This window comes from Streptomyces sp. NPDC031274, from assembly GCF_055570235.1.
In genome coordinates this window covers 369,499-393,947 of the sequence record NZ_JBVIHP010000003.1, presented here as the reverse complement: position 1 = coordinate 393,947, position 24,449 = coordinate 369,499, and the positions used below count along the sequence as shown (strand labels likewise).

Genomic DNA, 24,449 nt, shown 5'->3' with positions numbered 1-24,449 from the left:
CTCATCTGAGCGCAAGCCCTATCAGGGGTGGCGAGAATCACGCCGTTTGAAGCGGCCGGATGTCAGCATCCGGACTCCGGAGCGAGACGGACACACGGCCGTCATACGCCGAGCGCGGCCAGTCGCTCCTCCACCCGCTGCGGGGCGTACAAGTGCTCCACCACCAGCGTTCCCGCACCCACGAGGGCCGCGCGCTCACCGAGGCGCGAGGTGACGACCTCCAGATGAGCGGTCGAGCGGGGCAGGGCCCGCTGGTAGAGCAGTTCGCGCACCCCGGTGAGGAACGGTGTTCCGGCCAGATCTCCGGCGATCATCAGAACGCCGGGGTTCAGGAGCGTGACAACGGTGGCCAGGACCTCCCCGACGTGCCGCCCCGCCTCCCGCGCGAAGCCCACCGCCTCGGGGTTGCCCGCCTCAAGGAGCGCCCGCACATCCGCCCCCGAGGCCGCGGGAACGCCCGCCTCCCTCAGCCGGCGGGCCACCGCACGGCCACTGGCCACGGCGGCCAGGCAGCCGTAGGAACCGCACTTGCACAGGGCGGTCGCCTGCCGTGCGCCTTGTGCGCCCTGTGCCCCCTGTGCTCTCTGTATGTCCTGTGCTCCCTGTATGCCCTCCGCGCTCCCGGCCCGCTCCAGCACCCTGATGTGGCCGATGTCCCCCGCGCCGCCGTCGATCCCCCGGTAGACCGCGCCGTCGACGACGACGCCCGCGCCGATGCCGGTGGAGACCTTGACCAGGGCGAAGGCCGAGCACTCCGGGTACGAGGCGCGCTGTTCGCCGTACGCCATGAGGTTCGCGTCGTTGTCGACAAGGACCGGGATGTCTGCGGGCCCGCCCGTCTGTTCGGCGAAGGCGCGGCGCAGGCGGCCCCTTATGTCGTAGCCGTCCCAGCCCGGCATGATCGGCGGCTGGACGACGCGGCCCGTCTCGCTGTCCACGGGGCCCGGCACGGCGAGCCCGATGCCGCAGACCGACGCGGGGGCGCGGTCGGCCTTGCGCAGCAGCTCGGCGAAGCGGACACCCAGTTCGGCGAGGACCGTCTCAGGGCCGTCCTCGATCGAGAGAGGTCCCGCCTGCTCGGCGATGATCTCGCCGGTGAGGCCGAGCAGGGCGGTGCGGGCGTGCCGGGTCTCCAGGTCGGCGGCGAGGACGACCGCGTGGGAATCGTCGAACTCCAGACGGATGGACGGGCGTCCGCCGAGCGGTGAGCCCGCCTTGTCGGGGGCGCCTCCGGCGCCCTCCCGCAGCCAGCCCGCTCGGAAGAGGCGGTCGAGGCGCTGGCCGACCGTGGCCCGGGAGAGTCCGGTGGCCTGCTGCAGGGCGCCGCGCGTGGTGGCCTGTCCGCTGCGGACCAGGTGGAGCAGGTCCCCGGCACCGGCGTGCTGCCCGCCCACGCGTCCCCCCGTCGCCCGCGCTTCCGCGGGCATCGCCGCCTGCGACCCCGCCCGCACCGCTGTCCGCGTCTCCGCCTGCATTTCACTGTCCGGCATCCACTCTCCCCTTGCGCTCATCAACTCCACGTTACATATTGAGTTTTGCGTGTTAAGTAGACGTAACTCTATGGTGGGCCAGACCAAACTGACAGAGCGTCGAACCCCTCGGGGAGATCTGTGTGGACCGCACGAACGTGGGCGGCACAGCCCAGCTGACCACCGCCACCCGCCGTGCCCCGACGTCGCTGCGCGCGCGTGCCGCCGAGGTCCTGTGGGCCAACTGGACGGGTACGTCGACGGTGCCCTCGCGCCGGCTCTATCCACACCAGTGGTCCTGGGACTCCGCGTTCATCGCGATCGGCCTGCGTCATCTCTCCCCCTTGCGGGCACAGTTGGAGCTGGAGACGCTGCTCTTCGCCCAGTGGGGCGACGGCCGCGTACCGCACATCGTGTTCAACCCGTCCGTCCCCCTGGACGCCTACTTTCCCAGCCCCGACTTCTGGCGCTCCACGACGGCGGGGCGCGCGGCCGGGGCGCCCGGGGACGTGCAGACCTCCGGCATCGTGCAGCCACCGGTCCACGCGCTCGCCGCCTGGCTCGTCCACCGCGCCGACCCGGGTCTCTCCCGCGCCCGCTCCTTCCTGGCCCGCGCCCACCCGCGGCTCGCCGCCTGGCACCACTATCTGCTGCACCGCAGGAACGTGGGCGGCGCGGGGCTCGCCTCCGTCGTCCACCCTTGGGAGCAGGGCATGGACAACAGCCCTTGCTGGGATGCCCCCTTGAGCCGCGTGACCCCGGCGGACCCGGCCGCGTACCGCCGCGCCGACCTGGACCACGGCGCCGCGGAGGACCGGCCGACCGATCTCGACTACGGCAGGTACGTGCGGCTCGCCGCGGACTACCGCGACCGTCGGTACGCCGATGGAGCGGGCGAACTCACCCGCGGCGCGGGCGAATTCACCGGCAGCGAGGACGGATTCATCAGCGACGCGGGCCAGTTCGCCGTCGAAGACCCCTCGTTCAACGCACTCCTGATCGCCTCCGAGCACGCACTGGCCCGTATCGAGGCCGAGCTGGGCCTGCACGACGCGTCCGGCGCGCGGGAATCCCGGGCGGAGGCGCTCACCGGGACCCTCGTGGAGCGGCTGTGGGATCCGGCGGACGGCCTCTTCCTCTGCCGCGACCTGCGGTCCGCTGGAGCTGACGGGAACGGTGAGCTGGTGCCGGAGCGCGGGGTCGGCGGCCTCGTGCCGCTGATCCTGCCCGCGCTGCCGCGCCGCGTCTCCACCGCCCTCGTACGGACCGCGTGCGGACCGCACTTCGGCCTCGGCGGTCCCGCGCGGCTCGTGCCGAGCTACGACCTCACCGCGAGCGCGTTCGACCCGCGGCGGTACTGGCGCGGACCCGCGTGGTTCAACACCAACTGGCTGATCGAGCGGGGACTTCGGCTGCACGGCGAGCGCGCGCGGGCGGACGGCCTGCGGCGCGCGCTGCTCGATGTGGCCGGGGAGTCCGGGTTCGCGGAGTACGTGGACCCGTACACGGGGCGTGGCTGCGGTGCGCGCGGCTTCGGCTGGAGCGCCGCGCTCGCCCTGGATCTGCTGCTCGACGATCCCGCCGGGCGTGACGAGGAGCCGCACGGGAGGCCCGCCGACGGGCCCGGCGCGGCGGTGACGAGTGAGGGGTTAAGGGATGACTGATCAGCGTCAACCGCTCGTGCGGGGCGGTACGTTCGCGGCGCTCGGCCCGGGCGGCGACATCAGCGGGGTGCGGGACGGCACGGCCCCGGGCGGTCTGTTCGTGCGCGACGCACGGCACCTGAGCCGCTGGCAGCTGACGGTCGACGGGGTCGTCCCGGAGATCCTCGCGCCGGTGTCGGACGCCGACGCGGACGCGGGTGTCGCGCGCTGTGTGCTCGTCCCGCGCGGCGGCAGGCAGGAGCCCGCGTCCTGCACGCTCTTCCGTGAACAGGCGGTCACGGACGGCGCGTTCGTGGAGTCGCTGCGCGTCACGTGCAACCGCCCAGTGCCGACGACCGTACGTCTCGCGCTGACCGTGGACGCCGACTTCGCCGACCAGTTCGAGCTGCGGTCCGACCACCGTACGTACGCGAAGACGGGCGCCGTCCGGTCGCGCAAGGTCATCGGCGGTGACGAGGGCGAGGCGATCCAGGGCATCGAGTTCGCCTACCGGCGCCGTGAGTGGTGTTCCCGTACGACCGTGACGGCGGACCCGGCGCCGGACGCGGTCGAGGAGACGGGGACCGGTGCGCGACGGCTCGTCTGGACCCTCGGCCTCGACGCGCACGGCACGGCGGAGGTGGCACTGCGTGTCGCGGCGCATCCGCATGACGCGCCGACGCCCCGGGTCCCGGCGGGACCGGCGGAGGCTTCCGCTCAGCTCACCTCCCTGGAAGCCGATTTCGCGAAGGGCATCGAGATCCCCGGCGGCTGGCCGGAGCTGGCGGCGGCGTGCGAGCGGGGCCTCGCGGACCTCGCCGTACTCCAGGTGCCCGCGTCAGGACCGGACGGCGAGGCGCTGAGCGTCCCGGCGGCGGGAGTCCCCTGGTTCGTGACGCTCCTGGGCCGTGACGCCCTCCTGACCTCGCTCTTCGCGCTCCCCTATCTGCCGCGCCTGGCCGCGGCGACACTCCCCGCGCTCGCCGCCGCCCAGGCCACGGAGGCCACCGAGGGGGCGGTCGCCCAGCCCGGCAAGATCGTCCACGAGGTGCGGCACGGGGAGCTGGCGCACTTCGGGCAGGTGCCGTACGGGCGCTACTACGGCTCGGTCGACGCGACCCCGCTCTTCCTCGTCCTGCTCGGCGCGTACACGGAACGGACCGGCGACACGACCCTGGCCCGCCGCCTGGAGCCGCACGCGCGGGCCGCCGTCGGCTGGATCCTCGACCACGGCGGGCTCACCTCGCGCGGCTACCTCGTCTACCGCGCGGACGAGGGCGGCCTCGCCAACCAGAACTGGAAGGACTCCCCCGGCGCGATCTGTTCCGCCGACGGCAGCCGCGCCACGGGCCCGGTGATGGCGGCGGGCGCGCAGGGCTACGCGTACGACGCCCTCGGCCGTACGGCGTGGCTCGCGCGCACCGTCTGGGACGACGCGGTGTACGCGGACCTGCTCACGCAGGCGGCGGCCGACCTGCGGGACCGCTTCCAGCGGGACTTCTGGATGCCGGCGAAGGGCTTCCCCGCGCTCGCCCTCGACGGCACGGGACAGCAGGTCGACGCGCTCGCGTCGGACGCCGGGCATCTGCTGTGGTCAGGGCTCCTGGACAAGGAGTACGGAGAGGCGGTCGGCCGCCGTCTCCTGGAACCGGACTTCTTCTCGGGCTGGGGAGTCCGCACCCTGGCCGCCGGTCAGCCGGCGTACCACCCGCTCTCCTACCACCGGGGTTCGGTGTGGCCGCACGACAACGCCCTCATCACCCTGGGGCTCGCGCGCTACGGCCTCCATGACGAGGCGCGGGCCGTGGCACGCGGCCTGGTGGCGGCGGCGTCGCGGGGCGGCGACCGGCTGCCGGAGGTGATCGCCGGGTACGGGCGGGAGTGCTATCCCGGGCCGGTTCCCTACCCGCACGCGTGCGTACGGGAGTCGCGGTCGGCGGCGGCGCCGCTGGCTCTGCTGAGTGCGGTGGGGGGATAGATCGGCCTGCGTTTTGCGTCCCGTTGATCACCGGCTCCGCCGAATTCGTCCTCAATCGCCGGACGGGCTGAATGCTGTCAGCCCGTCCGGCGATTGAGGACATCTTGTCGGGGGTCCAGGGGGCGCAGCCCCATGGTTCGGGAAGGGGCGGGATGGGGAAAGCCCCGCACGGCCCGCCCCTACGGCACCTTCTCCCCCTCCGGCAACTCCATCAGCTCCCCCCGATAGCGCCCGGCCAAGCCCACAGCCTTCGGCCCACCAAGCGCGACCACCCCCACCAACCGCTCCCGCACGAAATACCCGTGAACCACATCCCCCTCCAGCGAGCCCGCATCCCCCGCCAGCAGCTCGACCCGCTCCCCCGCCCCCGGCAGCCCGAACGACTGCACCCGCACATCGAACTGGTCGCTCCAGAACGACGGCAGCGGCGCGAACGGCGCCAGGCCGTGCTCCCCGCCCCCGAGCCCGGCCACCAGCACCCGCGCCCCGTGCCGCGCGCAGTCCGCCGCCATCGACCAGTGCTCGACCCGCCTCGCGAGCGCCCCGTAGCGAGGGTTCGGGAAGCGCGCCACGTCCCCCACGGCCACCGCGTACGGAAGCCCCCCAATCCGCAGATGCGCGTCACACAGGATGCCGTCCGTCAGATCGAGGCCGCCCCCTCCGTCCCCCTCACTCGGCCTCAGCCACTCCACATTGGGCACCGAGCCGACCGCCTCGACGACGACGTCGGCCGCGTACGCGCTCCCGTCGTCAAGGACCACGCACCCGTCGCCGCCCCCTCCGCCCCCGCCGCCCAGTTCAGCGACGAGCCGCCCCATCCGGAACCGCACCCCCCGCGCCTCGTGCCGCCGCCGCAGCGCACGCCCGAGCTCCTCGCCCACCGCGAGCATCATGGGCTCGGCCTCCGGGGCGACGACCATCACCTCGCACCCCGCCTTGCGGGCCGTGGCCGCCACCTCGCAGCCGATGAAGCCCGAACCGATCACCAACACCCGTACGCCATGGCCCAGTTCGCCACGCAGCGCCGCCGAGTCCTCCAGCGTCCGTACGACGTGTCGTGGCGGACCCCCGGTGAAGGGAAGCCTGCGTGGCCGCACCCCTGTAGCGGCCACCAGGCCCTCGTACCCATGAACCGAACCGTCGGCCAGGGTGAGCGTGCGCGCGGACAGATCGGCGGACCGGACCGCCGAACCGAGCCGCCATTCCACGTCGTCGACGCTCGGGCGCCGACGCAGCGCCGTGACCGTGGCCGAGGCCTCGCCCGCGAGGACCTCCTTGGACAACGGGGGCCGGTTGTACGGGAGATGGGGCTCGTCCCCGTACACCGTGATCGCCCCTTCCCACCCCGCGGCCCGCAGCTGTTCGGCCGCCCGCAGCCCGCCGAGCGACGCGCCGACGACGGCGATTCCCGTCGGTCCGGCCCGTCCGGCCTGCCCCGCCGATCCCGCCGATCCCGCCGATCCCGCCGATCCCGTCAAGGCCACGGCGGGTCAGCCCTCGACCTGGATGGCCTGGAGCGGACAGACGTCGGCGGCGTCCTCCACGTCGGCGCGCAGGGCCTCGTCGGGCGTTTCGGCGTACGCGAGACGGCCGTCCTCGTCGAGCGTGAAGACGTCCGGCGCGGCGAAGACGCACTGCCCGTGGTTCTGGCAGACGTCGAGGTCGACGGTCACCTTGAGCATGTGAACTCCCTTAGGGATGAGGGGATCTAGCGGCGTGGGGGTCGCCTGCCGCGGAACTCCCAGTCGCCTCCGAAGGCCGTCGACACGACCTCCTCGGACTCCGTGGGCTGGGCACCGACGTCGGAGCGGATGGCCGTCGGACCGGTGACGATGTGGTTCGTGAGGCGGCCAAGGCCCTCGGCCTCGACCTCGACGACGTCTCCCGGCCGGACGGGCCGGGAATGGGCGGGGGTGCCGGACAGCAGCACGTCGCCCGGCTCCAGCGTGATCGTGCGGGCGATGTCGGCGACGAGATAGTGCATGTCCCACTCCATCTCGTCCGTCGAACCGTCCTGCACAAGGACCCCGTTGACGTACGTCCGCAGGTACTTGGAGTGGAAGTCCCACCCCGTGACGAGGCCCGGGCCCAGCGGGCAGAGCGTGTCGGAGCCCTTGACCCGGAGCATCGAACCGGCGTCGGTGTCACGGAAGTCGTGCAGGCCGTAGTCGTTGGCGACGGTGTAGCCCGCGATGTACGCGCCCGCGTCGGCGGGGGCGATATTGCGGCAGGTGCGGCCGATGACGATGCCGATCTCGCCCTCGTAGTTGAGGTACTTGCAGCCCTCGGGGCGGACGACCGCGCCGCCGTGCGCGTTCAGCGCCGAGACCGGCTTGTGGAAGTAGGTGGGCGCCGACGGCAGGCTGACGCCGAACTCCTGGACTCTGCTGCGGTGGTTGAGGTGGACGGCGATCACCTTGGAGGGGTGTACGGGAGGGAGGTGGTGCGCCTCGGACGCCTTCACCCGGCGGCCGTCGGCCGCGACCAGTTCGTCACCCTCGCGCACGACCTGGGCCGCGGCGCCTTCGAGGAGGATGCGGCGGTACTCGACGGTGGCCGTCATAGGAGTGAGGCCTCACTCTCGGCGTGGGCGGTGTGCTCGGTGTGTTCGGTGCGCTCGGTGTGCTCGGTGTGCTCGGCGGGGGTGACGGTCCAGCCTTCGGCGGGGCGGTCGAACCACAGGTGCATCTGGCCGGTGCCCACCGAGTTCTCGTAGTCGCTGAAGGCGCGCCCGGGCGCGGAGCACCGCTCTTCTCCGAGAGCACCGATCATCATCAGGTAGTGGCCGAAGCGCGCCTCGGGCTTGTGGGTGAGGAACTCCGGCATGGTGCGCAGGACCGTGGCATGGTCGCCGCGCTCGAACCACTCGATGCGCCGCTCGTCGGCGGCGCGCGCCTCGGGCGTACGGATGTGGGAAGGCTCGCTCGACTCGTGCGCGCGCAGCTGCCGCAGCGGCCAGAAGGTGTGCGAAAGGGCGCCGGACGCGATGAGGATGACTTTGCGGTCGGGCAGCGCCGCGATCCCGTCGGCGAGCGCGCGGCCGAGGCGCAGGTGGTCCTCGGTGTCGCCGGTCTGGCAGACCCCGATCGAGAGCCACTTCTTGTCCGGGAGGCCCTCGCCCAGGTACTTCCAGAGGTTGATCGTGGCGTAATGGACCGGCAGGTACGGGTCGTCGACCGGAGTGACCCAGGTCCCGTGGCGGTCGGCGAACTCCGTGATGGAGGACGCCAGTTCGGGGTCGCCCGGATAGTCGTACGGCATCCTGCACATGCCGCGCGGCAGCTCCTCCGAGGTGAAGAGACCGGCGCGGCGCGCATGCGCGGAGACGACGAACTCGACCGTGGTGGCCCAGTGCGAGTCCAGGACGACGACGGTGTCGTGGTCGAGGGTCTCGAACACCTCTTCGCGCAGGCGACGCAGTCCGGGGACGAGGCTGATCTCGCGGCCTTCGTTGAGCTCTTTGCGGGTCTCTTCGGGCAGCACGATGGTGGGCACGTGGGCGAGGAGCCCGGCCCCGACGATCTCACCCATGGCGGGCCCGTCCTTCCGTACGCTCTCGGCTCCGCTCGGGCAGGGGAGGCCCCCCTGGCGCCGTCACGGTGTTCTTCAGGTCGCAGTAGAAGTCGAAGGACCAGTCGCCGCCCTCGCGCCCGATCCCCGAATCGCGGGAGCCGCCGAAGGGCGCGGACAGGTCGCGTACGAAGAAGCAGTTGACCCACACCGTGCCGGCGACGAGCCGTGCGGCGACCCGGGCGGCGCGCTCGCGGTCGCCGGTGGCGAGCGTCGCGGCGAGGCCGAAGCGGGTGCCGTTGGCGAGGCGCACGGCCTCGCCCTCGTCGCCGTCGGGGAACGTCTGGAGGGTGAGGACGGGCCCGAAGACCTCTTCCTGCACGATCTCGGAGTCCTGGGCGACGTCGGTGAGGAGGGTGGGGAGGTAGTAGTTGCCGCCGAGCTCGGTGTTGCGCCCGCCGCCGATGACGGCCTTCGCGCCCGCGTCCAGGGCGCGCCTCACGAATCCGTCGACGCGCTCGACGTGCCGGGGGTGGATGTTGGGCCCGATGTCGGTGGCCTCGTCGCGCGGATCTCCCTGGGTCAGCTTTGTTACTCGGTCAAGAACGTGCCCGAGGAAGGCATCCCGCGCGGACTCCTCGACCAGGATGCGCGTGGCGGCCAGGCAGACCTGCCCCGCGTTGTCGAACTGCTCGACGGCGAGGTCGGCCGCGAGCTCCGGATCGGCGTCGGCGAAGACGAGCAGCGGGGACTTGCCGCCCAGTTCGAAGCTGCACGGCACGAGGTGCGCGCCCGCGGTCGCGGCGATCCGCCGCGCGGTGGGCACGGACCCGGTGAAGCTGATCCGGCGCACATCGGGGTCGGCGACCAGGACCTCGCCCACCTCCGCGCCGTACCCCTGCACCACGTTGAAGACCCCGGCAGGAAGCCCCGCCTCGTGCGCGATGTCCGCGAAGAGCGAGGCGGTCAGCGGGGTCCACTCGGCGGGCTTGAGGACGACGGTGCTCCCGGCGGCGAGCGCGGGCCCGATCTTCCAACTGGCCAGCATCAGCGGCGCGTTCCACGGCGTGATGAGGACGGCAGGGCCCGCCGGGTCCCAGCTCACGTGGTTCGTGTGGCCCCTGGTCTCGAAGTCGTCGTGGGCGAGGGCGAGGAGGCGGTCGGCGAAGTAGCGGAGGTTGTGGGCGACTCGGGGCATGACGCCGCGGCGGTGGGAGCGCAGGAGTGCGCCGTTGTCGGCGGTCTCGACGGCGGCGAGGTCTTCGATACGGGCCTCGACCCCGTCGGCGACCGCGTGCAGGAGCCGGGCGCGCTCGGCGGGCGGGGTGGCGGCCCAGCCGGGAAAGGCCTCGCGGGCGGCGGCGACGGCTGCCCGCGCTTCTGCCGCGCCACCGCGGGCGATCTCGGCGAGCGGGGTGCCGTCGAGGGGCGAGTGGTCGGTGAAGGTGGCGGAAGCCGCCGCACCCTCGGAGGCAGCCGCCCCCTCAGAGGCAGCCGCACCCTCGGAGGCAGAGGCAGAGGCAGAGGCAGAGACGGAGGCGACGCGCTCTCCGCCGATCCAGTGCCGGGTGTCGACGCGGACACCCGCGACGGTCGCCGCGTGCGCGGGATTCGCCGTGTGCACGGGATTCGCCGCCCGCGAGGGATGCGCCGCGTGCGGGTGGTTCGCCGGGTGCGCGGGGTTGGGGGGAGCCATGACTTCCTCCAGTTCGTTTGAACCCAAACAACATTAGGAGTGGCGGGGGGACGGGGTCAACCCCTCGATCGGACCGCACGGTTCGGCTACCGTTTGAATTCAAACGAAATACCTCAGGAGGAATCCATGCCGGACGACGCCCTGGCCACCAGCGGCCATCAGGACTGGATACGCCGGGCGGAAGCGCTCGCACTCCCCACCCGGCACCGCATCGCGGGCGCCGACGCGGACGGCTCGGGGAGTACGTTCCCCGTCGTCTCGCCACGCGACGGCCGCACGCTCGCGCTGGTCGCTGACGCGGGCGAGAAGGAGGTGGACCTGGCGGTCGCCGCCGCCCGCCGCGCCTTCGACTCGGGCCCCTGGCCGCGCCTCTCCCCCGCCGACCGGGGCCGGACCCTGCTGCGGATCGCCGCTCTCGTCGAAGAGCACCGCTCCACTCTCGCCCTCACGGTCACTCTGGAGAACGGCAAACCGATCACGGAGTCGTACGCCGTCGAGCTGCGCGCCCTGGCCAACACCTTCCGCTGGTACGGCCAGCTCGCCGACAAGCTGACCGACACCGCTCCGCACACCGACCCCGAAGCCCTCGCCCTCGTCACACGCGAGCCGTCCGGCGTCGTCGGCGCGGTGGTCCCGTGGAACTTCCCCCTGACGCTCGCGGCCTGGAAGCTGGCCCCGGCCCTCGCGGCAGGCTGCACGGTGGTCCTGAAACCCTCCGAACTGACGCCTTTGTCAGCCCTGTTGCTCGGCAGGGTCGCCGACGATGCGGGGCTTCCGCCCGGCGCCCTGAACGTCGTCGCGGGCGACGGCCCGACCGCGGGCCGCGCGCTCGGCCGCCACCCGGACGTGGACGTACTCGCCTTCACGGGGTCCACCGCGGTGGGCCGCCAGTTCCTCCACTACGCGGCCGACTCCAACCTCAAGCGCGTCTGGCTCGAACTCGGCGGCAAGTCCCCCAACATCATCCTGCCCGACGCCCCCGACCTCGCCGCGGCGGCATCCACCGCCGCCTGGGGCATCTTCTTCAACCAGGGCGAGATGTGCACCGCGCCCTCGCGGCTCCTCGTCCACGAGTCGGTGGCGGAGGAGGTGACGGCGGCGGTCGCCGAGCGGGCCGGGACCCTGCGGGTGGGCGATCCGCTGGACCCCGCGACGGAGATGGGCGCCCTGGCGGGCGCCGCACGCGTGGCGTCCGTCCAGGAGCACGTGCGGCGGGGTGCGGAGAGCGGCGCGCGGCTGCGGGCAGGGGGCGTACGACGTGAAGTCGTCCCCGGAGGCAGCTACTTCGCGCCCACCGTCTTCGACCGGGTCACCCCCGACATGCCGATCGCCCGCGAGGAGATCTTCGGTCCCGTCCTCTCCGTCCTCACCTTCGGCTCGCTCGACGAGGCGGTCACGCTCGCCAACGACACGGAGTACGGGCTCGCGGCCGGTCTCTGGACCTCGGACCTGTCGACCGCGCACACGGTGGCGCGCCGCCTGCGCGCCGGGACGGTGTGGGTCAACTGCTACGAGGAGGGTGACGTGACGGTGCCGTTCGGCGGCTACAAGCAATCGGGGAACGGGCGGGACAAGTCGGTGCACGCGGTGGAGAAGTACACGGAGCTGAAGACGACGTGGATCCAACTGTGAGTCTCCGCCGCCCCCGCCCGCTGATCGCCCTGCCCCAGCGATATGCGGCGTCGACTTCGGCTCTTCGGTACGAGGCTGTGGTGACGGCGCGGGCGTTGGCGGAGGCGGTGTTCCGTGCGGGCGGTGAGCCGTTCATGATGCTGCCGGGTCCGGCCGGGGAGGCGGCGGCACGGCTGGCCCGGTGCGACGGGCTGCTGCTGCCCGGGGGTGGGGACTTGGCGCCGTGGCGGTACGCGGGGAACGGCTCCGATGGGCAGGTCCAGACGCAGGTCCAGGCGCAAGCGCAGGCGCAGCTCCAGGTCCAGGTCCAGGTCCACGGGTCCGTGTACGACGTGGATGACGCCCAGGACGCGTTCGACCTCGCCCTCGCGCGGTGCGCCCTGGCCTGCGGCCTGCCTCTGCTCGCTGTCTGCCGGGGGCTGCAAGTGGTGAACGTCGCGCTGGGGGGATCGCTTCGGCAGGACATGCAGGACGTGCAGGACATGGATGGGGCGGAGGGAGTGGGGGCGGAGGGAGCGGGGGCGGAGTCGCGGGCGGGAGCGGGGTTGGGAGTGAGGCCGCATAGGCATGTGGTGCATCCCGTACGCGTGGCGTCCGGTTCGGCGCTGGCTCGCACGCTGGGGGCGGAGCTGGGGGCAGAGTCGTTGTCCGTCTCCTGCTTCCACCATCAGTGCGTGGAGGTGATCGGTCGGGGGCTTGTGGCCACCGCCTGGGCGGCCGACGAGACCGTCGAGGCACTTGAACTCACCGATGGGAAAGGGTGGTTCATGGCGGTCCAGTGGCACCCGGAGGACACGGCCGCGGCGGATGCGGCACAGCAAGGGCTGTTCGGAGCACTGGTTCAAGCGGCGTCCCTTACCGACAGATCCTTGGCGCATCAGTGATGCGCGTGACTGAGGCGCCCGGCAGCCGTGGTGCGCCGCGCTCCCGCCTTCCCCGTACCCTCAGGCCTCGTTGGCCTGAGGGCCGGTACTACAGTCGTTGCGCATGAACGCTTCCCCGCCCACCCGGCGCACGCTCATCGGCGTGGCCGCTGTCGCCGGGGCCTCAGTGCTGACCGGCTGCGCCAAGGACGACAAGTCGGGCGGGAAGGGGAAGGAACAGCCTTCACCCAGCCCGTCCACCACTGACACGGCCCGGCTCGGCGAGGCCCCGCCCGCCGCCGACACCGCTTCGGCCAAATCGACGGGCGGGGCTTGGCGCTATACGCACCTCTCGCCCGAGCACGGCGCCTCCTACCTCGCCCTCGCCGTCACGTCGCGGGACGACGTGTGGCTGCTGGGGGCGCGGGAGACGCAGTCCTCCACCCCGTTCCTGGAGCACTGGGACGGGAAGCGATGGAGCGAGCCCGCACCGCCCGACGAGCTGATCGCGGGTGGCCGCCGCTCCTCCTGGGCACTGGCCGCGGGCGCGCCCGGCGAGATCTGGCTCGCACAGCACACGGGGCAGGACGGCCAACTCGCCGTGTTCCACCGGAAAAGCGGGTCGTGGCAGCGGCTACCCGATCCCCCGGCCACCACGGGCAGCCGATGGCCGGGCGGGGCGACGGAAGGCTCCTGGTGCGTGGCCTCGGGGGCGCAGCTGTGGGCCAGCCCCTACGGCAAGGTCGTGCACTGGGACGGAGAACGCTGGAATGTCCCCTCTCTCCCCTTCCCCGCCGCCGCTCTCGCCGCCGCGTCCGCCGAGGACGGCACCCCCCGCGTCTGGGTGGCCGGTTCGGTGGACACCGAGTGCGGTCAGGGGGAGTGCTACGCACAGCCCGCCACCGCCCGGTGGGCGGACGGCGCCTGGCAGCAGCTCGACACGCCCTCGTTCCACTTCCCCGACCCCGTACCGCCCGAGCCGTCCGCCTCACTCGAAACCATCGTCCACGACCCTGTGCGCGACCGTCTGTGGGCGCTCGGCCGCCACGACTTCAACCACGGCGAGGTGGACAAGGAGCCCGACTCCGAGAGCATCGTGCTGACCGGTGACGGCACTACGTGGAGGAAAGTGCGCGCTCCCGATCTCGGCCGGGCCTTCACGACCGTCACGACCGTCCCCGACGGAACCGGCGGGCTGCTCCTGGACTCGCGGACCCGCCGCACCGAGGGCGGGAAGGTGCACAGACTGCGCGACCCGGGCCGACTGCCCGAGCCGTCCGAAGTGCCGAAGCCGAAGCGGAAGTACGACTTCAAGCAGCCGTTCGACGTCACCACGACGCGACTGATCCCCGGCACCCGGACCGTCCTGGCGGCGGGAGTGGCGATCTTCAACAACTCCACGAGCACGGGGAACCCGCCACGGCGTCCCGTACTGGCCCGCTACGACGCGGACGGTGAGGGCTGACCCGGCTGTCCGCGACACAGGCGGGGAAGTCCCAGGGCAGGGCGCCGGATTCCGTCTCCCTCGTCCGAAACCTCATCTCCGGGAGGCGCGGAGCGACCGGTCGGCAGGTCGGCCAGTCGGCAGGTGGCTGGTCAGTCGGTCAGTCGGTCGGTCGGCCGACTGACCAGCCAGCCAGCCAGCCAGCCAGCCAGCCAGCCACCAGATGAGACCTACTCCTTGGCCCGCCTGCCACTCCGGCGAGGAGCGGGCTCAGCCCCGTCCAGGAGTTCCAGCCGGCGCTCGTCCCCCTTCTCCTCCGTCTGCACCACGATCTTCCGCAGCAGATCGGCCAGCGTCCGGCACTCCTCGTCCGTCAATCCGTCGGCGACGAACGCCTCCTCCGCGTTGAACGCGGGGAACACCTTCTCCATCAGCCGCTCGCCCTCCTCCGTGAGCCGCAGCAGCGCGAGCCGTCCGTCGTCCGGGTGGCCCCGGCGTTCCAGCAGGCCCCGGCCCGCGAGCGTGCGGGCCACTCCGGTCAGCGTGCCCTTGGAGATGGCCGCCTCCTCGGCGACGTACCGCGTCTCCATCTCTCCCCAGATCCAGACCACGTAGAGGACCACGAACGACGTCCACGTCAGCTCGGCCCCGCGCAGCACGGAGTTCTCGAAGTGCTGCCGGACGGCCGACGCCGCGCGGTAGATGTTCGAGACGGCGGCCATCTGCTCGTACTTGACGGGGGTGCCGCCGAGCTTGGCCCTGACCGCCTTCTCGGTCTCGCGGATGGTGCGGTAGCCCGTCACGTCCGTATCTCCTCGTCCCTGTGCCTCGCGCGTCCGCCGTGGTTCCGGCCGGACGTCCACAGTCTGCCAAGACCCCTTGCCGGGGCGCATACGCGTCCGTACCATCAGCGCCACTCGAATTCGTACGGGCTCAAACGATAACGCGTTTCCTGTGGATACGCCCTCCCCTCCCCGGAGTCCCGGTATGGCCATCGATCACCACGGCACACCCACGCCCGCGCCGCCCCTCTCCGCCACCGCCGCACCCGAGCGCCGTATCGGCGTCACCGGCATCGTCTTCTTCGTCGTCGCGGCATCGGCCCCGCTCACCGTGGCCGCGGGTGGCATACCGCAGTCCCTCGGCGTCACGGGGATCCTCGGCATACCCCTCCTCTACCTCCTCATCGGCGTCGTCCTCGCCCTCTTCAGCGCGGGGTACGCGGCGATGAGCCGGCACATCACGGGCGCAGGGGCGTTCTACGCGTACACCGCCCAGGGTCTCGGCCGTACCGCTGGTGTCGGCGCCGCCTTCGTCGCGCTGCTCGCGTACAACGCCATGCAGATCGGTATCGCGGGGCTCTTCGGGGCGACGACCGCGCAGTTCATCGACTCCAAGACCGGCGTCGACATCCCCTGGTGGGCGCTCGTCCTCGCGTGCATCGCCGTGGTGGGGGCGCTCGGGTACCGGCGCGTGGACCTTGGCGTGAAGGTGCTCGCCGTGCTGCTCGTGCTCGAGTTCGGCACCGTACTCGTCTTCGACATCGGGCAGTTCGCCGACGCGCCCGAGGGCATCTCCGCCACCCCGCTCACCTGGGGCGCCGCCACCGACGGCTCGCTCGGGGTCGCGCTGTGCTGCGTGTTCGCCGCGTACATGGGCTTCGAGTCCGCGGCGCTCTACAGCGAGGAGTGCCGTGATCCGCGCCGGACCGTGGCACGCGCGACGTACATCGCGGTCGGGCTCATCGGTGTCTTCTACGCGGCCACCGCGTGGGCGATGATCAGCGGCGCCGGTACCGGGCAGGCCACGAAGGTCGCGGCCGAGCAGGGGCCGGAGATGCTGTTCTTCCTCAGCGACCGGAGCAGCGGCCTGGGCTCGGCCTTCGCCGACTTCGCGCAGCTCTTCCTCATCACCAGCCTGCTCGCCGCGCTGCTTTCGTTCCACAACGCCGTTGCGCGGTACGCCCGTTCACTCGGGCGGGAGGGTGTGCTGCCGCGCGGGCTCGGGGTGATCCACTCGCGGCACGGGTCTCCACACCGGGGCTCCCTGCTCCAGACCGCGCTCAGTCTCGCCGTCATCGGCGTCTTCGCGCTCGCCGGACGCGACCCGGTGATGGACGTCTTCACGTGGCTGACCAACCTCGGCGCCCTCGGCGTCATCCTGCTCCTGCTCACTACGTCGGCCTCGGTCGTCGCCTACTTCGCGCGCCGCCGCGAGCTGGGCGAGCCCCGATGGAACCGGCTTGTCGCCCCGCTCCTGTCGGGCGTCGCGCTCGCGGTCTTCTTCTGGCTCGCCCTGACCAACTTCAGCGTCCAGCTGGGGGTTTCGTCCGGCAACCCGCTGCGGTGGATCCTGCCGTCCCTGATGCTCATCGCCGCGGCGGCGGGGGTCGTGTGGGGGCTCTGGTTGCGCAGGGCCCGGCCGGAGACGTATGCGGGGATCGGGTCGGCGGCGGGACAGTAGGTAGCTGTTGGGGGGCTGCGCTCGCGTCCCGCGCCCCCCCTACAGACCGCTCTCCAGCAGCGTTCCACCGTTCCACGTCACGCCCACTTGGCGGTAGTACGCGCCGATCGGCTCCTCGACCGTCAGCGCGGCCAGCTCCTCCGTGGGCGCGTCGAAGAGGTCGAGCTCGGCCTCGCCCGACCAGGGCCGCCCGCCCTCGAAGGAAGCGGCACCGGACGCGATGAGTTCGTCCAGGGCCAGCCCCTTCCCCTCGATGGCGGGGAGTTGGCGGTGGTGGGCCATGGGGTGGGCGTTGACGAAGCCGTTCGTCTCGGAGGGTTCACGCAGGACCACCACGGCCTGGGCGAGGCGGCGGTCGGCGGCGGCGAGGGTGGCACCGAAGGTGGCGCCCGCCTCGATGCGGGGCGCGGGGCCGAAGGGGTGCGGGCGGGTCAGGTGGATCGAGCCGAGCTTCTTCGGGTAGCCCTGGTGGTAGCCGCGGGCGACGGCGAAATCCTTGTCGACCCAGATGTAGACGCAGCGGGAGTAGGTACGGCCGCGGTAGCCGCAGCGCACGACGGCGAAGCACTCCTTGTACTGGGCCCGCACCGGGTCGAGCAGCTCCTCCTTGGAGCCCCCGCAGGACTGCCAGTCGGCCCAGATGAGGGCTACGGCGCCGGGGTCGTCGGCCGCCAGGTCGAGCGGCGCGGGGAGGAGTTCGCGGACCCTGGCCGGGTCGGTGCGGTACTCGACGGTGAGCAGGTCGCCCGAGTAGTGCCAGGGCGGGGCCGGAATGAGCGAGGAGCGCCCTGTCGCGGTCTTGGGCGGGAAGAATCCGTGAACTCCGGGCATGGGATGGCTCCTTGGGTGGTCGCCGCTACTGCCGCCTATTCGTTTGGGTCCGTACGATATGCCCACGGCGACGAGGACGCCATGGGCACGGCGCCGGTCGAGGCGGGGCAATCGGGTGGGTGGGCGGGAGAGCCCGTTCGTACACAGGTGGACGCGGGGCAATCGGGCGGGCGGGTGGGGAGACCCCCTACGGCACCGAAGCCCACACAGAGCAAGCCCACTCCCCGCCCAACCCGCCCAACCCGCCCGAAGGGCTTGCGCAGAACCCCGAGGATTCCTATCGTTTGGTCTCAAACGATACCCCCGATCCACCTCGCAGAAAGGCTGGAGTCCGGGTGAGTGAAGCGACAGTCGCAGAGACAGTGAAAGCGTTACGCGCCCAAGGCACGGACATCGTCCGCGTCATCTACCCCGACCTCATAGGCGCCGACCGCGGCCGGGACATCCTCGTCGGACACCTGCCGAGCGCCTGCGGCCACGGACTCTCCTTCTGCCGCGCCGTCTACCACACCACCCCCCGGGGTGACGTCGTTCCCGTCGCGGGCGGGCTCGATGCAGGGCTCCCGGACGTCTCCGTACGGCCCGATCTGTCCACACTCCAGGCGCTGCCCTGGGAACCCGGCGTCGCCTGGTGTCTCGGGGACACCTTCGATCCCGCGACCGGCGAACTCGCCCCGGAGTCCCCACGCACCCTGCTGCGGCGCGTACTTGAGAGCGCCGAAGAGTACGCCGACGGCGCCGTCACCCCCGTCGTCGGGCCCGAGCTTGAGTACTTCCTGTGCGACGCCGACCCGTCCACCCCCTCCGGGTGGTCCGTCTACGGCGGCGCCACCGGCAACGTATACAGCGCGGGTCGGCGCGGTGACCCGGACGGACATCTCCTGCGTACCCTGCGCACCCTGGCCGACCTCGGCATCGGCGTCATCGCGGGCAACCACGAGTTCGACGGCGGGCAGTTCGAGATCAATCTCGGCCACTCCGCCGCCATGGACGCCGCAGACCGCGCCTTCCGCTTCAAGGCCGCCGTCAAGGAGAGCGCCCGCCGAGAGGGGCGGCTCGCGACCTTCATGGCGAAGCCGTTCAACGGGCTCGGCGGCTCCGGCTTCCATCTGCACGTCTCGCTCGTCGATGCCGCAGGACACAACGTGTTCGAGGACGCGGGAACCCCCGACGGCCTCTCCGCGACCGCCCGGCACGCCATCGCCGGACTTCTGCGCCACGCGCCCGCGCTCAGCGCCCTGCTCAACCCGACCATCAACTCCTACAAACGCTTCGGCCCCGACACTCTCGCCCCCTGGCTGATCGACTGGGGCCTCGACAACCGCAGCGCCATGCTCCGGATACCGCCCGAGAGGGGCGCGGGCACCAGGCTCGAACTGCGGCTCGGCGACGCCTCCGCCAACGCCTATCTCGCCATAGCCGCCACCGTCGCCGCCCTGCTCCTCGGCATCCGCGACAAGGCGGAGCCGCCCGCGCCCCTGGAGGGCTACGGCTACCAGGAGGACTCCGCGCCCCGCCTCCCCGGCACGCTCGGCGCCGCGCTCGACGCCCTGGAGGCCGACGAGGCACTGACCGGGCTCCTGGGCGCGGAGTTCACCGACGCGTTCCTCACGTACAAGCGCAACGAGATCGAACGCTTCCGGCAGCACGTCACCGAGTGGGAGTTCACGGAGTACGCCTTCCTCATCTGACCGCTGCCTCCCCTTCCCCTGAAGGAGTACGTCCATGAGTACGGTCACGGGGCCCGCGCCCCTCGCGCTGTCCGACGTCGACCTCGCCGACAACGACAAGTTCACCGACGGCGCGCTCCCCTGGCGGATGTTCGACGTGCTGCGCCGCGAGGACCCCGTCCACTGGCAGCCCGAGCCCGCGCCCAACTCCGGCTTCTGGGCGGTCACCCGGCACGCGGACATCGTGCGCGTGGACCGCGACCCGGAGACCTTCACCTCGACGCGGTTCACGAACCTCGAAGAGGTCGACGAGGATCAGATCGCCCTGCGCCGCTCCCTCCTGGAGACCGACGGCATGCGCCACCGGGCGATGCGGCTGATCCTGCAGAAGCAGTTCACGCCGCGCGCGGTGGCGACGTACGAGACGTTCCTGCGCGGGCTCACCGCCCGTACGCTCGACGCCGCGCTCCCCAAGGGGACCTTCGACTTCGTGCGGGAGGTCTCGGCCGACTTCCCCATCAATGTGCTCGCCCGGATGCTCGACGTCCCCGGGGAGGACACCCAGCAGCTCATCGACTGGGGCAACCGCATCATCGGCAACACCGACCCCGACTACGCCGACGTACTCCTGGAGAGTGCGGAGAGCGAGCAGTACCGCGACCTGCCCTTCCGCTCCCCCGCAGCGCTCGAAGTCTTCGAGTACGGGCGGAAGTTGGCCGCCAAGCGGCGTGGCGGTGACGGCAGGGACCTGGTGAGCGCGCTGGTCAACAACTCGCCCAGGGACGGCATCCCGCTCTCCGCCACCGACTTCGACAACTACTTCCTGCTGCTCGTCGTCGCGGGCAACGAGACGACCCGGCACGCCATTTCGCACTCCATGCTCGCGCTGATCAACCACCCTCAGGAGCGTGCCAGGCTCACCGCCGACCCCTCGCTCATCCCGGGCGGCGTCGAGGAGTGCCTGCGCTGGGCCTCGCCCGTCTACCACTTCCGGCGGACGGCGACCCGTGACGTGGAGTTGGGAGGAAAGCTGATCAAGGAAGGCGACAAGGTCGTGCTGTGGTTCGCCTCGGGCAACCGTGACGCGGACGTCTTCCCGGACCCGTACCGCTTCGACGTCACCCGCGAGAACATCGACCACGTCACCTTCGGCAAGGGCAGCCCGCACTTCTGCCTGGGCAACTCCCTGGCCCGCCTGGAGATGCGGATCATGTTCGAGGAGCTGCTGCCGCGGCTCGCGGACATCCGGGTGACCGGTGAGGTGCGCCGGGTGCGGTCGAACTTCGTGAACGGGATCAAGGAGCTGCCGGTCACGGTGACGCCGACATAGCCGATCACCGGGACGCCGACATGGCCGATCACGGTGACGCCGCCACAACTGGTCACGGTGACGCCGCCATGAGGATCAGCCGCCGGACGTGTCCAGCTCCGCGTCCTCGCTGATCCCCGCGCAGTCGTAGGGGTCCTTCAGCCAGCCGTCCGGCAGGACCACGCGGTTGTTGCCCGACGTGCGGCCACGCGGTCCGTCGGCGCCCGTCGGCCATGCCTGGTCGAGGTCCAACTCGCCGAGCCCGTCCTCCAGTTCGGCCAGGGACGAGGTGATCGCGAGGCGCTTGCGCATCTCCGAGCCGACCGCGAAGCCCTTCAGGTACCAGGCGACGTGCTTGCGGAAGTCGATGACACCGCGCGCCTCGTCACCGATCCACTCGCCGAGCAGCGTCGCGTGCCGCAGCATGACGGCGGCGACCTCGCGCAGGTCCGGGGCCTTGGGCGCGCCCGTGCCCTCGAAGGCGGCCACCAGGTCACCGAAGAGCCAGGGGCGCCCGAGGCAGCCGCGGCCCACGACCACGCCGTCGCAGCCGGTCTCCTTCATCATCCGCTGCGCGTCGGCGGCGGACCAGATGTCGCCGTTGCCGAGGACGGGGATCTCGGGGACGTGCTCCTTGAGGCGGGCGATGGCGTCCCAGTCGGCGGTGCCGCCGTAGTGCTGGGCGGCGGTGCGGCCGTGCAGGGCGATCGCCGTGACGCCCTCCTCGACGGCGATACGGCCCGCGTCGAGGAAGGTGATGTGCTCGTCGTTGATGCCCTTGCGCATCTTCATGGTGACGGGCAGGTCCCCGGCACCGCTGACGGCCTCACGCAGGATCGCGCGCAGCAGGGGGCGCTTGTACGGGAGTGCGGAGCCGCCGCCCTTGCGGGTGACCTTGGGGACGGGGCAGCCGAAGTTCAGGTCGATGTGGTCGGCGAGGTTCTCCTCGGCGATCATGCGGACCGCCTTGCCGACGGTCGCCGGGTCGACGCCGTACAGCTGGATCGAGCGCGGCTTCTCGGTCTCGTCGAAGTGGATCAGCTGCATGGTCTTCTCGTTGCGCTCGACCAGGGCGCGCGTCGTGATCATCTCGCTGACGAAGAGGCCCTTGCCCCCGCTGAACTCCCGGCACAGCGTCCGGAACGGCGCGTTCGTGATGCCCGCCATGGGTGCGAGCACGACGGGCGGCCGCACGGCGTGCGGGCCGATCTGAAGCTGGGGCTCCATGGCGCGAGTTCCTCCGGGGGCGAGCTGTACGTAGCTGGGGCAGACCTCTTATTGTCCCTCATCCGCAGGACTGCCCGCGCGACCGCCTGTGGGACCGCCCGCGCGACCGCCCACACCACTGCCCGCACCGCCGCCCGCGCGACTGCCCACACGCCCGGCCCTCACCAGACGGTGCAGCTCCTCCGTGGCCGCCTGCGAGCGCGCGTCGGCCGGGACGTACGTCCCCAGGCGCGGGCCCTCGGCCGGGCCGAGCCACAGCCCGTGGTACGTGAAGTGCAGCGGACCCACGACCGGGTTGTTGAACCGTTTCGTCTTGTCCACGGCCTGCATCACCTCATGCCGCTCCCACAGTTCGCGGAACTCCGGCGAAGCACCGCGCATCCGCCTGAGCAGCGTCTTCCACGCCGGGTCCGCGAGATGCACGGCCATCCGCGCCCGGAACCTCGCGACCATCCGGCGCATCGTCTCGGCACGGTCGTCCATGGCGGCCTGCCAGGCGGGGTGCGTGAAGGTCAGCCACATGCAGTTGCGGTCCTCGGGCGGCAGCGCGTCGAGGTCGGTGAGGAGATTTCCGTACGTGGTGTTGTGGGCGAGGATGTCGTAGCGGGCGTTCTGCACGCACGCCGGGTACGGCTCGAGCTGGGTGACGATCCGCAGCAGCCCCTGCGGCACCGAGGCGATCTCGGCCTCCGGTGAGGGGTCGGCGGTGCCCGCGAGCTGGAACAGGTGCGCGCGCTCACCGGAATCCAGCATCAGGGCGCGGCAGAGCGCGTCGAGCACCTGGGCCGAGACATGGATGGCGCGGCCCTGCTCCAACCACGTGTACCAGGTGACGCCCACCGTGGAGAGGTGCGCGACCTCCTCGCGGCGCAGGCCCGGCGTACGGCGGCGGGGGCCGCGCGGCAGGCCCGCCTGCTCGGGCGTGATGCGCTCGCGGCGGCTGCGCAGGAAGTCGGCGAGCTCACTGCGGCGGATGCGGTCGCCCGGCTGCGTCGGCGCTGCGGTGTCCATGGGGACAGTCTGCCCGCACGCCGATCCGGTTTCCAGGTAGTGCAGGTACCAGGATAAAGAGACTCTGGTACCAGGCTGAAGGTTCGACGACCGTCGTACTCGTGAACCTGACGAACTCCACGGCCCACGTCCTACAGCCCGCTCCAGCCGCTCCTCACGCCTCCCCGACCGCCCCAGCCGATCCTCACGCCTCTCCAGCCGATCCTCACACCTCCCCCGCCCTGACCCCGCTCGGTCTCGTCACCATCCTGCTCGGCGCCGCGCTCCCGGTGATCGACTTCTTCATCGTCAACGTCGCCCTGCCCAGCATCGAGCACGACCTGCACGCGTCCCCCGCCACCCTGGAGATGGTCGTCGCGGGCTACGCCGTCGCGTACGCCGTGCTGCTCGTACTCGGCGGTCGGCTCGGCGACACCTACGGGCGCCGCAGGCTCTTCCTCTGGGGCGTCGCCGCCTTCGGCGTGACCTCGCTGGCCTGCGGGCTCGCGCCCGGCGCCTGGTGGCTGGTGGGGGCGCGCGTCGCCCAGGGCGCCGCGGCCGCGCTGATGCTGCCGCAGGTGCTCGCCACCATCCACGCGACGACGCGGGGAGAGCGGCGGACGAAGGCGGTCGCTCTGTACGGCTCGGTGAGCGGCATCTCCATCGTCCTTGGCCAGGTGCTCGGCGGCGTCCTGGTCTCCGCAGACCTGGCGGGCACCGGCTGGCGCGCGGTGTTCCTGGTCAACGCCCCCGTCGCGGTCGCCGCCCTGCTCTGCGCGGTACGTTCCGTGCCGGACAGCCGCGCCGAGCAGCCCACCCGCAGCGACATCGGCGGCACGCTCCTGCTCGCCGCGTCCCTGATCGCGCTGCTGCTGCCCCTGACCGAGGGACGGGCCGCGGGCTGGCCCCTGTGGTCGGTGCTGCTCCTGGCCGCCTCACCGTTCCTCGCCCTGGCCTTCGCCCGCGTCGAGCTGCGCGCCGAACGCACCGGCGGCAGCCCGCTGCTGCCCCCGTCGCTCCTTCGCGAGCCCGGCGTACGCAGAGGCCTGGCCCTGGGCCTGCCCATCTTCACCGGCTTCGCCGGCTGGATGTTCGTCAGCGCGGTGACCCTTCAGCAGTGGCTGGGGTTCAGCCCCCTGAAGGCCGGTCTGGCCCTGATCCCCATGGGTGTCGCCCAGTTCGCGGCGTCGATGCTCGCCCCGCGCCTGGCGACGCGGCTCGGCAGCCGCGCGCTGACGCTGTGCGCCCTGGTGCACGGCTCCGGTCTCGCGTTCCTCGCCCTGACGGTGCTGTGGACGCCGATGTCGGCACTGAGCCCGCTCGCCCTCGCCCCCGGCCTCGCCCTGTGCGGGATCGGCCAGGGTGTGCAGCTCGCCCTCTACTACCGCATCGTGCTCGCCGCGGTACCGGCCGCGAAGGCGGGCGCGGGCAGCGGTCTCGCGGCGACGGTCCAGCAGTCCTGCCTGGCCGTCGGCGTCGCCACGCTCGGCTCGCTCTTCCTGGCCCTGGTGCCGGGCCTGGGGATGCGGAACGCGTTCGCGATCGTCCTCGCGGCGCAACTGGCCGGGCTCATCGGCCTCGCGCTGCTGAGCCTGCGGCTGCCGCGCAGGCTCGGCTGAGGGCGGAGGGGGTAGGGGCGGGGGTGGGTGGGCGGTGCGACCCGGGCGCACGACATACGGCGTACAGCCCACACACGCGGCACCCGCCCGGCCGGGATACCGTCG

At 71.9% G+C, this 24,449-nt stretch carries 19 protein-coding genes; 9 read left to right on the top strand and 10 right to left on the bottom strand.

The window, feature by feature from the left end; all coding sequences use genetic code 11:
- Positions 1 to 101 precede the first annotated feature (101 nt).
- A complete protein-coding gene (locus ACZ5CR_RS07280; protein WP_468854821.1) occupies positions 102 to 1,427 on the bottom strand; it encodes an ROK family protein in 1,326 nt (441 codons plus the stop codon).
- A gap of 185 nt (positions 1,428 to 1,612) precedes the next feature.
- Here ACZ5CR_RS07280 and ACZ5CR_RS07275 point away from each other — a divergent pair, with 185 nt between their 5' ends.
- Entirely contained in the window at positions 1,613 to 3,133 is a 1,521-nt protein-coding gene (locus ACZ5CR_RS07275; protein WP_468854451.1) for an MGH1-like glycoside hydrolase domain-containing protein, read from the top strand.
- Entirely contained in the window at positions 3,126 to 5,090 is a 1,965-nt protein-coding gene (locus ACZ5CR_RS07270) for an amylo-alpha-1,6-glucosidase (protein ID WP_468854449.1), read from the top strand. Before ACZ5CR_RS07275 ends, ACZ5CR_RS07270 begins: the two co-directional genes overlap by 8 nt.
- Positions 5,091 to 5,269: 179 nt before the next feature.
- Here the strand turns inward: ACZ5CR_RS07270 and ACZ5CR_RS07265 are convergent, their stop codons facing one another.
- From ACZ5CR_RS07265 to ACZ5CR_RS07245, 5 genes are all read right to left on the bottom strand, one after another.
- A complete protein-coding gene (locus ACZ5CR_RS07265) occupies positions 5,270 to 6,496 on the bottom strand; it encodes an NAD(P)/FAD-dependent oxidoreductase (protein WP_468854818.1) in 1,227 nt (408 codons plus the stop codon).
- Between the two features lie 84 nt (positions 6,497 to 6,580).
- Positions 6,581 to 6,772 carry a ferredoxin gene (locus ACZ5CR_RS07260; RefSeq protein WP_468854447.1) on the bottom strand — a complete coding sequence of 64 codons (192 nt, stop codon included), beginning with the start codon at positions 6,770 to 6,772 and terminating at the stop codon, positions 6,581 to 6,583.
- A gap of 26 nt (positions 6,773 to 6,798) precedes the next feature.
- Positions 6,799 to 7,653 carry a fumarylacetoacetate hydrolase family protein gene (locus tag ACZ5CR_RS07255; protein WP_468854445.1) on the bottom strand — a complete coding sequence of 285 codons (855 nt, stop codon included), beginning with the start codon at positions 7,651 to 7,653 and terminating at the stop codon, positions 6,799 to 6,801.
- Entirely contained in the window at positions 7,650 to 8,621 is a 972-nt protein-coding gene (locus ACZ5CR_RS07250; protein WP_468854442.1) for a 3,4-dihydroxyphenylacetate 2,3-dioxygenase, read from the bottom strand. Before ACZ5CR_RS07250 ends, ACZ5CR_RS07255 begins: the two co-directional genes overlap by 4 nt.
- Positions 8,614 to 10,296, bottom strand: a complete 1,683-nt coding sequence (locus ACZ5CR_RS07245) for an aldehyde dehydrogenase (protein ID WP_468854439.1) — start codon at positions 10,294 to 10,296, stop codon at positions 8,614 to 8,616. Before ACZ5CR_RS07245 ends, ACZ5CR_RS07250 begins: the two co-directional genes overlap by 8 nt.
- 126 nt (positions 10,297 to 10,422) lie before the next feature.
- Between ACZ5CR_RS07245 and ACZ5CR_RS07240 the strand changes: the two genes are divergently transcribed.
- The 3 genes from ACZ5CR_RS07240 to ACZ5CR_RS07230 all read left to right on the top strand — a co-directional run bounded on the left by ACZ5CR_RS07240 (position 10,423) and on the right by ACZ5CR_RS07230 (position 14,256).
- A complete protein-coding gene (locus ACZ5CR_RS07240) occupies positions 10,423 to 11,928 on the top strand; it encodes an aldehyde dehydrogenase (RefSeq protein WP_468854437.1) in 1,506 nt (501 codons plus the stop codon).
- A complete protein-coding gene (locus ACZ5CR_RS07235; protein ID WP_468854434.1) occupies positions 11,925 to 12,812 on the top strand; it encodes a gamma-glutamyl-gamma-aminobutyrate hydrolase family protein in 888 nt (295 codons plus the stop codon). The genes ACZ5CR_RS07240 and ACZ5CR_RS07235 overlap by 4 nt, the downstream gene beginning before the upstream one ends.
- Positions 12,813 to 12,915: 103 nt before the next feature.
- Positions 12,916 to 14,256: a hypothetical protein gene (locus ACZ5CR_RS07230; protein ID WP_468854432.1), complete on the top strand. Its 1,341-nt coding sequence runs from the start codon at positions 12,916 to 12,918 to the stop codon at positions 14,254 to 14,256.
- 209 nt (positions 14,257 to 14,465) lie between these two features.
- Here the strand turns inward: ACZ5CR_RS07230 and ACZ5CR_RS07225 are convergent, their stop codons facing one another.
- Complete coding sequence (locus tag ACZ5CR_RS07225) at positions 14,466 to 15,038, bottom strand: MarR family winged helix-turn-helix transcriptional regulator (protein ID WP_468854429.1); 573 nt, start codon at positions 15,036 to 15,038, stop codon at positions 14,466 to 14,468.
- A gap of 184 nt (positions 15,039 to 15,222) precedes the next feature.
- On the opposite strand from ACZ5CR_RS07225, the gene ACZ5CR_RS07220 reads away from it, so the two are divergent.
- A complete protein-coding gene (locus ACZ5CR_RS07220) occupies positions 15,223 to 16,698 on the top strand; it encodes an APC family permease (RefSeq protein WP_468854426.1) in 1,476 nt (491 codons plus the stop codon).
- Between the two features lie 39 nt (positions 16,699 to 16,737).
- On the opposite strand, the gene ACZ5CR_RS07215 is transcribed toward ACZ5CR_RS07220, so the two are convergent.
- Entirely contained in the window at positions 16,738 to 17,529 is a 792-nt protein-coding gene (locus tag ACZ5CR_RS07215) for an acetoacetate decarboxylase family protein (protein ID WP_468854425.1), read from the bottom strand.
- Positions 17,530 to 17,891: 362 nt separating this feature from the next.
- Here ACZ5CR_RS07215 and ACZ5CR_RS07210 point away from each other — a divergent pair, with 362 nt between their 5' ends.
- Together ACZ5CR_RS07210 and ACZ5CR_RS07205 are read left to right on the top strand one after the other, a co-directional pair.
- Positions 17,892 to 19,220: a glutamine synthetase family protein gene (locus tag ACZ5CR_RS07210; protein WP_468854423.1), complete on the top strand. Its 1,329-nt coding sequence runs from the start codon at positions 17,892 to 17,894 to the stop codon at positions 19,218 to 19,220.
- A 34-nt stretch (positions 19,221 to 19,254) separates the two neighbouring features.
- A complete protein-coding gene (locus ACZ5CR_RS07205) occupies positions 19,255 to 20,529 on the top strand; it encodes a cytochrome P450 (RefSeq protein ID WP_468854420.1) in 1,275 nt (424 codons plus the stop codon).
- Between the two features lie 75 nt (positions 20,530 to 20,604).
- On the opposite strand, the gene dusB is transcribed toward ACZ5CR_RS07205, so the two are convergent.
- Together dusB and ACZ5CR_RS07195 are read right to left on the bottom strand one after the other, a co-directional pair.
- Entirely contained in the window at positions 20,605 to 21,735 is a 1,131-nt protein-coding gene (dusB, locus tag ACZ5CR_RS07200; RefSeq protein WP_468854418.1) for a tRNA dihydrouridine synthase DusB, read from the bottom strand.
- Between the two features lie 48 nt (positions 21,736 to 21,783).
- Positions 21,784 to 22,746 carry a helix-turn-helix transcriptional regulator gene (locus ACZ5CR_RS07195; protein WP_468854416.1) on the bottom strand — a complete coding sequence of 321 codons (963 nt, stop codon included), beginning with the start codon at positions 22,744 to 22,746 and terminating at the stop codon, positions 21,784 to 21,786.
- 101 nt (positions 22,747 to 22,847) lie between these two features.
- On the opposite strand from ACZ5CR_RS07195, the gene ACZ5CR_RS07190 reads away from it, so the two are divergent.
- Positions 22,848 to 24,344 carry an MFS transporter gene (locus ACZ5CR_RS07190; protein ID WP_468854415.1) on the top strand — a complete coding sequence of 499 codons (1,497 nt, stop codon included), beginning with the start codon at positions 22,848 to 22,850 and terminating at the stop codon, positions 24,342 to 24,344.
- Positions 24,345 to 24,449: the final 105 nt, after the last annotated feature.